The 12,139-nt window shown below is 60.0% G+C and carries 12 protein-coding genes and 1 pseudogene; 12 read left to right on the top strand and 1 reads right to left on the bottom strand.

Translation table 11 applies throughout. The annotated features are described in order from the left end of the window. The 12 genes from G485_RS30660 to G485_RS28540 all read left to right on the top strand — a co-directional run. Positions 1 to 264, top strand: a 264-nt coding sequence (locus G485_RS30660) for a hypothetical protein (RefSeq protein ID WP_205620159.1), incomplete at its 5' end; no start/stop codon positions are given. A 52-nt stretch (positions 265 to 316) separates the two neighbouring features. Then, on the top strand, positions 317 to 745 hold the full coding sequence (locus G485_RS0116420; RefSeq protein WP_027093428.1) for a hypothetical protein: 429 nt from the start codon (positions 317 to 319) through the stop codon (positions 743 to 745). Continuing rightward, positions 742 to 954, top strand: coding sequence for a hypothetical protein (locus tag G485_RS0116415; protein ID WP_027093427.1), 213 nt, complete (start codon positions 742 to 744; stop codon positions 952 to 954). The genes G485_RS0116420 and G485_RS0116415 overlap by 4 nt, the downstream gene beginning before the upstream one ends. 252 nt (positions 955 to 1,206) lie before the next feature. Beyond that, positions 1,207 to 1,605, top strand: coding sequence for an adenosylmethionine decarboxylase (gene speD, locus G485_RS0116410; RefSeq protein ID WP_027093426.1), 399 nt, complete (start codon positions 1,207 to 1,209; stop codon positions 1,603 to 1,605). 253 nt (positions 1,606 to 1,858) lie between these two features. Continuing rightward, positions 1,859 to 3,259, top strand: coding sequence for a glutamyl-tRNA reductase (gene hemA, locus G485_RS0116405; RefSeq protein WP_027093425.1), 1,401 nt, complete (start codon positions 1,859 to 1,861; stop codon positions 3,257 to 3,259). A 49-nt stretch (positions 3,260 to 3,308) separates the two neighbouring features. After that, complete coding sequence (ccsA, locus tag G485_RS0116400; protein WP_027093424.1) at positions 3,309 to 4,130, top strand: cytochrome c biogenesis protein CcsA; 822 nt, start codon at positions 3,309 to 3,311, stop codon at positions 4,128 to 4,130. A 71-nt stretch (positions 4,131 to 4,201) separates the two neighbouring features. Next, a complete protein-coding gene (locus G485_RS0116395) occupies positions 4,202 to 4,855 on the top strand; it encodes a precorrin-2 dehydrogenase/sirohydrochlorin ferrochelatase family protein (RefSeq protein WP_027093423.1) in 654 nt (217 codons plus the stop codon). A gap of 81 nt (positions 4,856 to 4,936) precedes the next feature. Next, positions 4,937 to 5,875, top strand: a complete 939-nt coding sequence (gene hemC / locus G485_RS0116390; RefSeq protein WP_027093422.1) for a hydroxymethylbilane synthase — start codon at positions 4,937 to 4,939, stop codon at positions 5,873 to 5,875. A 3-nt stretch (positions 5,876 to 5,878) separates the two neighbouring features. Further along, positions 5,879 to 7,426, top strand: coding sequence for a uroporphyrinogen-III C-methyltransferase (gene cobA, locus G485_RS0116385; protein WP_027093421.1), 1,548 nt, complete (start codon positions 5,879 to 5,881; stop codon positions 7,424 to 7,426). Between the two features lie 24 nt (positions 7,427 to 7,450). After that, on the top strand, positions 7,451 to 8,440 hold the full coding sequence (gene hemB / locus G485_RS0116380; protein WP_027093420.1) for a porphobilinogen synthase: 990 nt from the start codon (positions 7,451 to 7,453) through the stop codon (positions 8,438 to 8,440). 48 nt (positions 8,441 to 8,488) lie between these two features. Continuing rightward, a complete protein-coding gene (gene hemL / locus G485_RS0116375) occupies positions 8,489 to 9,790 on the top strand; it encodes a glutamate-1-semialdehyde 2,1-aminomutase (protein ID WP_027093419.1) in 1,302 nt (433 codons plus the stop codon). A gap of 169 nt (positions 9,791 to 9,959) precedes the next feature. Further along, entirely contained in the window at positions 9,960 to 11,414 is a 1,455-nt protein-coding gene (locus tag G485_RS28540) for a LysM peptidoglycan-binding domain-containing protein (RefSeq protein ID WP_027093418.1), read from the top strand. 351 nt (positions 11,415 to 11,765) lie between these two features. On the opposite strand, the pseudogene G485_RS30465 reads toward G485_RS28540, so the two are convergent. Further along, positions 11,766 to 12,139, bottom strand: a pseudogene (locus G485_RS30465) (hypothetical protein); the annotation flags it as partial.

The following is a 12,139-nucleotide window of genomic DNA, read 5'->3' as shown; positions in this document are numbered from 1 at the left end:
TCAAAGAAACGAAAGGTAGCGAAGAAAAAGAAAAAGCCGCAAAGCGGGCTGCATAGCAAAGCGAAAGTAACCTACATTTGTCTTCAATGTCATACAACAGAAGAGATTCCGCTGAATGTCGTTCGGAATTTCGATGCGATGGATGATGGAGATCCAACCGTACCTCCGCAATTCAGCTGCGAAGAATGTGGAGGAGGCATGTACCCGGAATATTACGAGGGAATTCATGGTTACGAGTACAGGATTAGCGATGTAAGAAAATAGCCGGGTATAAGTTTTTCTCCCACACCCGGCCATTTTACACGTATGAACTCAGTTGAACGAACTTAAAAGGACGCCGCCAGGCGTTTTTCTTATTTGCGCGCTTCGCTATCCGGCAATCGTTCTGGCGTTGGCCGTCCATTCGGACGAGGTGCTGAAGCTGGCGAAGCGGTTCCCGACCGACGGCTCGGAGAAGGACCGGATTTACGGCTTCAGCACGCAATCGCATTCCTCGGTCTTCGACATGGTGTGGACGATCAGCCGGACGAACGGACTGCGAATTCTGAACCCGGACGCCACCCAGGTCACGCTGGCCGGTGACGGGTGGAAGCGCGTGCTTCAGACGGTCGTCGACGCCGTCAAGTCCAAGGCCGTTCTCATTCCCGATCCGCAAAATCCGGGGAACGCGATGACGATGGAAGACAGTCCAACGGGCTGGAGCATTCTCCAGGCAACTTCATCGGCTCGCTATCGGAGATCATGAAGACCGAACTGAGCGCCGCCATCGACGACCGGAAGTCGCTCGACGAGGCGATGAAGGATATTCAGGACAAGGCGCAAGCTGCGCTCGTGCAGGAAAAGAAAAAAGAGGAGGAGGCAGCTAAAAGCTCGCCGCCGGCAGCGGATTTTGCGACCGAACCGTCTTCGTCAGCTTCATCGTCCGCGTCGCCGTCGGCTTCCCCGGCCGGTTAAGTTCAACGCCCCGTCGGGAGCCGAAGCGTCCATGGAAGCGGTTCGCACGTGTGGGCGGATATGACGAAAAAAAGAGTTGCATTTCGGGCGGATAGATGTTATTTTTATTTTCGTTGACAACACAATAGGAACCAGGATTCACTCAGGAACGGATTGCGATGAGAGTGCAAATTCCCTCGAGAAGTGAATGACGTAGGTCCTAGCGGATGAAATCAGGTTCACATTTTATTCCTAGGAAGGGGGAACCGAAAGGTGGAATACTCTACTTTCGGACGACACGTTGCGGTTGATGCTTGGGGAGTCGAATTCGATGTTCTGAACAATTCGGAACTTCTCCAATCGCACATGGTAGAAGCAGCCGAGGCTTGCGGCGCGACCGTGCTCTCGGTTCAAGCGAAACAATTCGAACCGCAAGGCGCGACCGTTCTCGTCATGCTGTCGGAGAGCCATCTCTCCATTCATACGTATCCTGAGAGAGGTTTTGCCGCCATCGATTGCTACACTTGCGGCGAGACCGTAGATCCTCAGCTTGCGATCGATTACCTGGTTAACGTACTCAAGCCGACGAGCGTCTATGCGAAGAAGCTCGTGCGCGGATTGGGCGAGATGAAAGTCGAAGAGCCGGTCATCAAGCAAGTCGAGCTGGTGTAACCGGGGCTTCGATCTGCGATACCGATATAACAGGCCATGGGGCGCAATCCCCGTGGCTTTTTCAATGCTTCAGGGACGCAGCGGAATAGGAAGGGGCGAATTCGCCTACAATAGGTAAAAAACGGATGCCCGCACCTATGTTCGCAAAGTTTTCAAGAAATGCTTTCAGACGGGCCGGCGAACTGTGCTATAATACTTTTTGACATGCTGGCGAGCCAATCAGACATCCTTACGGAAAGGCAGGTGAACGCTCGTGCATCTGATCGTTGTCGGACTCAATTACCGGACGGCGCCCGTTGAAGTTCGGGAACGCTTCGCGTTGTCGGATCAGGAGCTTCCGCTCGCGCTTCAGGCGCTCAGGCGGACGACGGGCATTCTGGAAGGCGTCGTCGTGGCCACTTGCAACCGTACGGAAATCTATGCTGTCGTCGACCGGCATACGTTGTGCGGACATTATATTCGTTCCTTCATGGAACAATGGTTCAAAATTCCGCGAACGGAATTCAACCAATATTTGTTTATGCACGAAGACGAACGGGCGATCGATCATTTGTTCCGCGTAGCTTGCGGACTCGATTCCATGGTGATCGGCGAGACGCAAATTTTGGGACAGGTGCGGGACGCCTTCTTGCTCGCTCAGAAGTTGGGGACGACCGGAACGCTGTTCAACAAGCTATTCAAGCAAGCCGTAACGGTCGCCAAGCGGGCGCATAACGAGACGTCGATCGGCGAGAACGCCGTATCCGTCAGCTATGCGGCCGTGGAGTTGGGCAAACGGATTTTCGGACGGTTCGACAATAAGAAAGTGATGATTCTCGGCGCCGGCAAGATGAGCGAATTGACCGCCCGACATTTGAACGCGAACGGGGCGCAAGAGGTGCTCGTCGTCAACCGGACGCTGGAGAGAGCCGAAGAGCTGGCGAAGAAGTTCGACGGCGTGGCGCTGTCGATGGACGAGGCGATGAACCGACTCCACGAAGCCGACATTATTATTAGCAGCACCGGCGCGGACCGGTTCGTGCTGACCAAGAACGCGCTGGAGGAAGCGATGGCGCGGAGGAAGCAGAAGCCGCTGTTCCTCATCGATATCGCCGTGCCGCGCGATATCGATCCGGCTTGCGGCAGCCTGAGCAACGTCTATTTGTACGATATCGACGACCTCGAAGGCATCGTGGAGACGAACATGGCGAATCGCCGCAAGGAAGCGGTCCTGATCGAGAAAATGATCGCCGAGGAGCTGAACGCATATCTCGAGTGGTACGCGACGCTCGGCGTCGCTCCGATCATCCGCGGCCTTCAAGAGAAGACGGCTTCGATCCACGAGCAGACGATGGAGAGCCTGCTGCGGAAGCTGCCCGACCTGGACGAGCGCCAGATCAAGGTGATCCGCAAGCTGACGAAGAGCATGTTGAATCAAGTCATTCACGACCCTATCTTGAGAGTCAAGGAAATGTCCGCCGAGAAGCGCGGAGAGGCGGCCGTGAATCTGTTCGTCCAAATGTTTGCGCTGGAGGACGAGGTGGCCCGCATCCAAGCGGAGATGAAGGCCGAGGAGACGGCCCGCGCTGCGGCTGCCGCGGAACTTGAAGCCAAATCGGCCGAGAAGGCGGCGGCTCCTTCGATACTCGCCCAACTGGCAGGCGCGCTTCGGTAAACGCGGGAAGCGCGAACGCCCGTGTGGGGATGCGGGAGGGCACGCCCTGATGTTGACAAAAGATTGGCTAACCGATGCCGTATTGTATATTTACGCCCTGAGCCTGCTGTTTTTCGTATCCGATGCCGCCTACGGCAAGCGGAACGGAAGACGGGTGGGAACAGGGCTGCTTGTTTTCGTATGGATATTGCAGACCGGTTTTTTGTTGGATTTGCTCGTAACGCGTTACGCCGAGCCGAAGGTTACGCTGCAGGAATACGTCTTTTTCGTCTCCTGGCTGCTCGTGTCGTTTTCCCTCGTCATCAACCGGTTCATTCGGGCCGAGCTGCTCGTCCTCCTCGTCAACGTCGTCGGCTTCGCCGTGCTCGGGCTGAACTTGCTGGAACGGCCGCAGAAGGAAATTCCGCTCGCTCCGGGGGAAGCGGCCCAGCGGCTGCAGCTCGCCCATATTACGCTGATTACGCTGGCGTTTGTCTTGCTGACGATATCGGCGCTGCTTGGCGCCATGTATTTGTTCCTGGGCAACCGGCTCAAGCGCAAAAAATGGGGCAAGCTGATGCACCGGATGCCCAGCCTGGAGAGCATCGATCAGTACGCCTTCCGGGCGGGCGTCATCGGCGTGCCGCTTCTGCTGCTGGCGTTGTCGACCGGCTCGGCGGTGCTGCTGCTCGAACGCCGGTACGCGGAGCTGGCGGACGAGAAAGTGCTGCTCTCGTTCGCGGCCGCGGCGTTTTACGTCTTCGGCTTGCTCCGCAGGGCGTTCAACCGGGACGGCGGTCCGCACACGGCCCGCTGGAATTTGGTCGGGTACGCGCTGCTCGTCGTCGATTTTTTCGCGAACTCTTACTCTTCGTTTCACAAATGGCTCTAAGCGCCGGGCGTTTGAACCGGACGGCGGCGGAGCCGCCGGGTTAGAGCGTTGATGGCAAGGAGGAAAACCGGATGGCGGGCGGGTATCCGATCGTGTTGAACGTGGAAGGCAGGCGCGTGTTCATCGCCGGCGGCGGAGCCGTGGCGGAGCGCAAGGCGGCCGGGCTGCTGGACGCGGGCGCAGACGTGCGCGTGGCCGCGCCGAGCCTTACGCCGCGGCTGCTCGAATGGGCCGCGCAAGGCAAAATTCGCGCGGAGGAGCGTGAGGCGGTGCCGGACGATCTGGCCGGCGCCTGTCTCGTGTTCGCGGCGACGGACAAGCCGGACGCGAACCGGCGGATCGCCGAGGCGGCGAAGCGGCTCGGCATTCCGGCGAACGTGGCGGATGATGGGGAAGCCGGCGATTTTATGACGCCGGCCGTCGTACGGCGCGGCGATCTCGTGTTCGCCGTCAGCGCGTCCGGCGCCGGGCCGGCGCTCTCGGCCCGGCTCGCGCGGGAGCTGGCGGAGCGGTACGGACCGGAGTACGGCCGGCTGACGGAGGTGCTGCGGTCGGTGCGGCGGGCGGTCAAGGCGGCCGTCGCCGACCCGGAGGAGCGCAAGCGGCTGCTGGTCGCGGCCGTGACGGACGAGGCGATCCGGCAATGGCCCGGAACGCCGCCGGACGAAGCGCCGGAGAAGCTGCTCGAACGGTTGCGGACGCTGGCCGATCGCGGCGATTCGTGAAGCGGCGCTGCGTAAAGTGGTATAATCTTCTTATTGATCTTTACTAGAGGCCACACAAGACATCTACCATTGGAGGACGCCATGCGCACCATCATTGTCGGAAGCCGCCAGAGCGCGCTTGCCATGACGCAGACGGGCCAGACGATCGATCGGCTCAAATCGATCTGCGCCGAGGCCGGCTTGCCTTATACGTTTGAAGTGAAACCGATCGTCACCCGGGGGGACCGCATCCTCGACGTCACGCTGTCGAAAGTCGGCGGCAAAGGCCTGTTCGTCAAAGAGATCGAGCAGGCGCTGCTGGATCGAGAGATCGATTGCGCCGTTCACAGCATGAAGGACATGCCGTTCGATTTGCCGGAAGGGCTCGTTATCGGAGCGGTTCCCGAGCGGGAGGATCCCCGGGACGCGCTGATCAGCCTTCACGGCTATTCGCTGGCGAGCTTGCCGCAAGGCGCCAAGGTCGGCACGAGCAGCCTGCGCCGCGGCGCGCAGCTTCAGGCGCGGCGGCCGGATTTGCGGATCGAGTCGCTGCGGGGCAACATCGACACCCGGCTCCGGAAGCTGGAGACGGAAGGCTTCGACGCCATTCTGCTGGCGGCCGCCGGTCTTCGCCGCATGGGCTGGGGCGACCGGATCACGCACTATCTGGAGCCGGAGGAATGCCTGCCGGCCGTCGGACAAGGCGCGCTCGCCATCGAATGCCGCGCCGGCGACGCCGAGCTGATGGAGCTGCTCGCGCGTCTGAACGATCCGCAGACCGAGCGGGCCGTTCGCGCGGAGCGCCGGTTTCTCGGCTTGCTGAACGGCGGCTGTCAGGTGCCGATCGGCGCTTATGCGGAAGCCGAGTCCGGCGACGCCGGCTCGGCCATTCGCCTGACGGCGATGGTCGCTTCGCCGGACGGGACCGTCTTTTTGCGCACGGAAGCGAGCGGCACCGACCCGCTGCAGGTCGGAGAGGACGCAGCGCAGCAACTGCTCGCGCGCGGAGCGCGACAACTTTTGGACGAAGCGAGGGATTGACCGATGCCCAAGGGGAAGGTGTATTTGGTCGGAGCGGGGCCCGGAGATCCGAAGCTGATTACGGTTCGGGGGCTCGAGGCGCTGAAGCGCTCGGACGCCGTCGTTTTCGACCGTCTGGCGGGTCCGCAGCTGCTCGGTCAAATTCCCGATTCGGCGGAGCGAATTTACGTCGGCAAGCGGCCCGACCGCCATACGATGAAGCAGGAGGACATCAACCAGTTGCTTGTCGATTTGGCGCTGCAGGGCAAAACGGTTTGCCGCCTGAAGGGCGGCGACCCGACCGTCTTCGGTCGCGTCGGTGAAGAGGCGGAGCTGCTGAAGAAGAACGGCATTTCCTATGAGATCATCCCCGGCATCACGTCCGCGATCGCCGTTCCGGCCTATGCCGGCATCCCTGTCACGCATCGCGACCTGGCCTCATCCTTTTCCGTCATCACCGGCCACGAGAGCCCGGACAAGCTGGATCGCTCGATTCAATGGGACAAAGTGACGAACGCGACCGGAACGCTCGTGTTTCTGATGGGCGTCGCGAAGATCGGCTATATAAGCGAGCAGCTCATCAAGCACGGGCGCCCGCCGTCCACGCCGGTCGCGCTCGTCCGGTGGGGAACGAGGGCCGAGCAGGAGACGCTGACCGGAACGCTAGAGGACATCGAGGAGAAGGTCAAAGCCGCCGATTTCCAACCGCCGGCCGTCATCGTCGTCGGCAACGTCGTTCGTCAGCGCGAGGAGCTGCGCTGGATCGAGGACAAGCCGCTGTTCGGCCGGCGCATTCTCGTCACGCGCGCCCGCTCGCAGGCGAGCGAACTGTCCTCGCGGATCGACGAGCTCGGGGGCGAGCCTTACGAATTTCCCGTCATTGAGACGAGAATGCCCGAGCGTCCGGACGTTATCGCCGCGATCCGGGCGGCCCTTGCCGACGCAGAGACGTACGATTGGGTGCTGCTGACAAGCGTGAACGGGGTCGAGTACTTTTTCCGCTGGCTGGAGCTTTGCGGCATCGACATCCGCCGATGGCACCGGGCCGAGTTCGCGGCCGTCGGTCCCGCCACCGCTGCGGCGCTCAAAGCGCGGGGCGTCATTGCAAGTCCATTGCCGGAGAAGTTCCGCGCGGAAGGGCTTCTGGACAGCCTCGCCGATCGGCTGAAGCCGGGTCAGCGGGTTCTGCTGCCCCGCGGCGACCTGGCGCGGGAATGGCTTCCCGAGGAGCTTCGCAAGCTGGGGCTTGAAGCCGTCGAGATCGACGTGTACGAGAACGCTTTGGCGGCTCCCAAGGATCGCATCCTGCTGGAGATGCTGGAGGCCGGAGACATTCACGCCATTACGTTTACGAGTTCTTCCACCGTGACCAATCTGCTGGAGGCGCTGCGGCGAATGGGCGTGGATCGGCCGGAAGAGACGCTCCGGGGCATCGACATCGCGTGCATCGGTCCCGTCACCGCCAAGACGGCGGAGGAGAAGGGGCTAAGAGTTGCCGCTACGGCGAAAACCTCGACGCTGGAAGGCCTTGTGCAGACACTGATTGAACTTAACGCCCATCGCAAGAAATAGATTTTTTCGAAGGAGCGAATGACCATGACATTTCCGATAACGAGGCATCGCCGGTTTCGCCGGACCGCCGCCCTTCGCGGCATGATCAGGGAAACGTATTTGCACGTGAACGATCTGATTGCGCCGATCTACGTCATTTACGGGAACAACGTAAAAACGGAAATTTCGTCGATGCCGGGGCTTTACCAATGGTCGGTGGACCGGCTTGAGGAAGAGATCGCGGAGCTGCGCGAGGCCGGCGTCCGGGCCGTCCTTCTGTTCGGCATCCCGGAGCACAAGGACAGTGTCGGCACCGGCGCCTACATCGACGACGGCATCGTCCAGCAAGCGACGCGCCGCATCAAGGAGATCGCGCCCGACATGATCGTCATCGCCGATACGTGCCTGTGCGAATATACGGACCACGGGCATTGCGGCATCGTGCATCGGGCGGGAGACGAAGCGATCGTGGACAACGACGAATCGCTCGAGCTTCTCGTGAAGACCGCCGTTTCCCAAGCTGCGGCGGGTGCCGACATCATTGCGCCGTCCAACATGATGGACGGATTCGTGGCCGCCATTCGTCAAGGCCTGGACGAAGCGGGCTTCGAGCATATCCCGATCATGTCGTATGCGGTTAAATATTCTTCCGCCTACTACGGGCCGTTCCGGGTCGCCGCCCAATCGACGCCGCAGTTCGGCGACCGCAAGACGTACCAGATGGACCCGGCCAACGTGCGCGAAGCGCTGCGCGAGGCGCAGTCGGACGTAGAAGAAGGGGCCGACATGCTGATGGTAAAGCCCGGCCTGGCTTATCTGGACGTGCTAAGGCTGCTCAAGGATCGCTTCGATCTGCCGGTAGCGGTATACAACGTCAGCGCGGAGTATTCGATGGTCAAGGCGGCGGCGATGCAAGGGTGGATCGACGAGAAGGCGATCGTCATGGAGACGCTCACCGGCATGAAGCGCGCGGGCGCGGACGTCATCATTACTTACCATGCCAAGGACGCCGCTCGCTGGCTGCGGGAACAATAAAACGGATCTGGTTCCATTTCCAACTTTAAATGCAGGGGTGTGCCGAAAATGACCGAAAATCGCCGAGTTCGCATCGATTCTCGTTCCAAAGAAGCATTTGAACGCGCCAAGCGCTCGATTCCCGGAGGCGTGAACAGCCCCGTGCGGGCGTTCAAGTCGGTAGGTTTGACGCCGCTCGTTATCGAACGCGGAGCGGGCAGCCGCATTACCGACATCGACGGGCAAAGTTACATCGATTACGTTCTGTCCTGGGGTCCGTTGATCGCCGGGCACGCACATCCGGAAGTCGTCGAAGCGATTAAGCGTACGGCGGAAAAGGGGACGAGCTTCGGCGCCCCGACCGAGCTGGAGACGGCGATGGCGGAGTTGGTGTGCGAACGGATGCCGTCGGTGGAAGTGGTGCGGATGGTCAACTCCGGTACCGAGGCGACGATGAGCGCGCTGCGTCTGGCCCGCGGCTTTACGGGACGCAGCAAAATTTTGAAATTCGAAGGCTCGTATCACGGACATGCAGACAGCCTTCTGATCAAAGCCGGCTCCGGCGTCGCCACGCTGGGTCTGCCGGACAGCCCCGGCGTGCCCGAGAGCGTCGCCGCCAACACCATAGCCGTTCCTTACAACGATTTGGCGTCGGTCAAGCTGGCGTTCGAGCGATTCGGAGAAGAGATTGCGGCCGTCATTGTCGAGCCCGTCGCCGGCAACATGGGCGTTGTGCCTCCGTTGCCCGGTTTTCTTCAAGGGCTTCGGGACGTTACGACCCGATACGGCGCGCTGCTCATTTTCGACGAAGTGATGACCGGCTTCCGGGTCGGCTATCATAGCGCCCAAGGGCTGTACAATATCATGCCCGACTTGACCTGCATGGGCAAAGTTATCGGCGGCGGCCTCCCGGTCGGCGCGTACGGCGGACGCCGCGACATCATGGACAAAGTGGCGCCGGTCGGCCCGGTTTACCAAGCGGGCACTTTGTCCGGCAATCCGCTCGCCATGGCGGCCGGTTATGCCACTCTGAAGCTCATGACGGAGCCGATGTACGCGCAGCTCGAGCGTCTGGCGGTCCGCCTGCAGGCCGGATTAGAGCGCAGCGCGGCCGAGTTCGGCATCGCGATGACGGTCAACCGGGTCGGCTCCATGCTTTGCCCGTTCCTGACCGACAAGCACGTCATCAACTTCGAGACGGCCCGGAAGTCGAATACCGAGCGGTTCCGCACGATTTTTGCTAGACTGCTTGACGAAGGCGTCAATATTCCGCCTTCGCCGTTCGAAGGCTGGTTCCTGTCGATCGCCCATTCCGAGGAGGACATCGACGCGACGGTCGCCGCCTTCCGCAAAGCCGTATCCAAACTATAATCGAACCATGTCCAGACAGCCTCCCGTTCGGCGCTCGTCCGCCGAGTCGGGAGGCTGTCGCGTTTGCGACAGTTATAGGCATGCTCGACCTACGACGGCATATAGATAATTAGTAAGCTGTGCCAGCCCTAGGCGCAAAAGGGCGTTACCCGAAAGGAGGACAAAAGTCTTGACGGAATCGTTGAACGGGTTGCGATTCGATATTTACGAAAGGGTTCAATTGCCGGAAGAGATGGCCGCCATCGAAGAGCTGGAAGAGATTGAGCTTGTTCCGCACATGCAGGCCATTCCTTTGGATGACCAGGTCATTCTGAAAGGCCATCTCCTGCTTACCGGATCCTATCGGTCGCACGACGAACGTTCTGCCGCAAGTCAGTTGGAGCATTGGATACCGGTGGAAATCTCGCTGCCGTCCAGCAGGGTCGAGAAGCTGGACGACTTGGCGGTGGAGATCGATAACTTTGATGTGGACCTGCTTTCCGCCCGTTCGCTCAACGTGACCGGCGTACTCGGCCTGCGCGGGCTCCAAGTGGCGCCTCCGCAAACGCCGGTATGGAGAGAGGACGGGTTTACAGTCGTTCACCAGGCGCTTCAACCATCCGCGGAATCTTACGCCGAAGAGCCCTTCCCAAATCGCGGATCCGAATTTGCAGTTCCGCCGCAACCGAATTTGCCGCATCCGCCGCAGTCTTATCCCTGGCTGGAATCATTCCGCCAGGATCATCAGGAAGCGTCCCCGCCCCAAGGGACGGAACCGTTGCCGAGCGCCCCCGGCTACGAGACAAGAGACCCAATTGGCCAGGGAGGGCCGTCCGGCTCCGATGGGTCAAGCGGGATCGAATCCCAGCCGGCTCCGGCACCTTATGGGGAATCCCAGCCCGCTTACGGCGCGGATTACGGCCAGCCGGAGGAGGCTTCCTATCGCCCGCTAGATTCCGGACATTCTGAAAGTTCCTCTCCGAATGCCGACTCGTTCCGAAACTATTGGGGAGACATAAGCGCCAGACGCTCGGAACCCGAACCGCAGCCTAAAGCTGAGCCCAATGCGGGACTCAAACCGGAACCCAAGCAAGAGCTAGAGCCTGAATTCAAGCCCGAGCTTAAAGCAGAACTCAAACCTGAGCTTAAAGCGGAGGTCGAACCGGAGCTTAAAGCGGAACCTAAATCGGAGCCTAAATCGGAGCCCAAAGCACCGGTGCACAAGGCCATCCCGATCGTGGAGGAAAAGTCGGATTTTAAGGTCGGACTTAGCTCCAGTCCCCCGCCGGAAAAGAACGTCACTCATTCAGGTTCCGGAGTCGGTCTTCTGTCTCATCTTGGCGACAAAGCGAGCAAGCGGGAAGCCGAGGCGTTCTTGCCGGAAACGAAGATTCAGCATGCGCCGCCCCCGACCGATGCTTCCAGCGAGACGTCGGGAGACGAAATCGAGTGGACCCGGCTGTTCTTGTCCAATGAATCCGCTTCTCCTTCTTTCCGCAAAGTAAAGCTCTGCATCGTGCAGCGGGAAGATACGCTGGAAGCGATTGCCACTCGTTACAACGTTCAATCCAGAGAGCTGCAGCTATATAACCGATTGATCGATCCCCATGTGCAGGAAGGTCAGATTCTCTACATTCCAACCTGAATAGGCGAGCATCGAAGCCTCCTTCGCGTACCCTTTGTGGTATGGCCGGGGGCTTTTTTGTTCGCAGCTCTCCACCGCCTCACGGCCGCGGTACTTCTCACCGACGCTCCCTCCTCCCTCGCCGATGCATCCCATTATCCCCTTCGCTCAGGAATGCCGTCGATGGAGGACCGGTTCTTCAAACTTTACGTATCCCCAAAGAATGCATGCGAAAAAGACGCTATCCGAGATAACCTATCAGAGCTTACGTTAAGTTGAGAGATCGGCTGAGAGAACTATTGAATTTTAAAAGATTCGGTCGAAAGGCAGCGCACAAAAGGCCCCCTTAGCATTGATTATGCAATTTTCACATCACGCCCCCCAAGCGCTGAAGTGCCGAGCCTTCCATTTCGCTCGGCTGCCCCACAAGCGCCAGGGAACGGGGAGCACCGGCTTGTCCCGCGTCAGCTCTTTGTAAATCAGCACCGGCGTCGAAGCGCACCAGCCAAGCAGCTCGCCGAACACGGGCGCCGTGCGCAGCTTCAGATTGACCCGGAAGCAGAATTCGTCCAGGTACGCCTGCAAATGCTTCGCTCCAATGCCGTTAAAGGTGGTGTTCAGCCAACCGCATACGTCCCATTTGAGCATCAGCAGAATCCAGGGCGATTGGCTATAGAGCCCGCCGACCGAAACGTTCTTCCCGTCGGTATGCTGCCGGACGAACGCTTCGGTTCCCCTTTTGCCAA

It is taken from the genome of Cohnella thermotolerans DSM 17683 (assembly GCF_000429825.1).
Taxonomy (GTDB): Bacteria; Bacillota; Bacilli; order Paenibacillales; family Paenibacillaceae; genus Cohnella; species Cohnella thermotolerans.
The sequence above is the reverse complement of the archived record's forward strand: the minus strand, read 5'-3'. Positions and strand labels throughout refer to the sequence as shown.

What these genes read in the sequence shown, in the direction of transcription:
- ccsA (WP_027093424.1), top strand. Translation starts at nt 3,309, where the DNA reads ATGTTGACAAAAGATTGGCTAACCGATGCCGTATTGTATATTTACGCC.
- G485_RS0116395 (WP_027093423.1), top strand. Translation starts at nt 4,202, where the DNA reads ATGGCGGGCGGGTATCCGATCGTGTTGAACGTGGAAGGCAGGCGCGTG.
- hemL (WP_027093419.1), top strand. Translation starts at nt 8,489, where the DNA reads ATGACCGAAAATCGCCGAGTTCGCATCGATTCTCGTTCCAAAGAAGCA.
- hemB (WP_027093420.1), top strand. Translation starts at nt 7,451, where the DNA reads ATGACATTTCCGATAACGAGGCATCGCCGGTTTCGCCGGACCGCCGCC.
- G485_RS0116415 (WP_027093427.1), top strand. Translation starts at nt 742, where the DNA reads ATGAAGACCGAACTGAGCGCCGCCATCGACGACCGGAAGTCGCTCGAC.
- cobA (WP_027093421.1), top strand. Translation starts at nt 5,879, where the DNA reads ATGCCCAAGGGGAAGGTGTATTTGGTCGGAGCGGGGCCCGGAGATCCG.
- hemC (WP_027093422.1), top strand. Translation starts at nt 4,937, where the DNA reads ATGCGCACCATCATTGTCGGAAGCCGCCAGAGCGCGCTTGCCATGACG.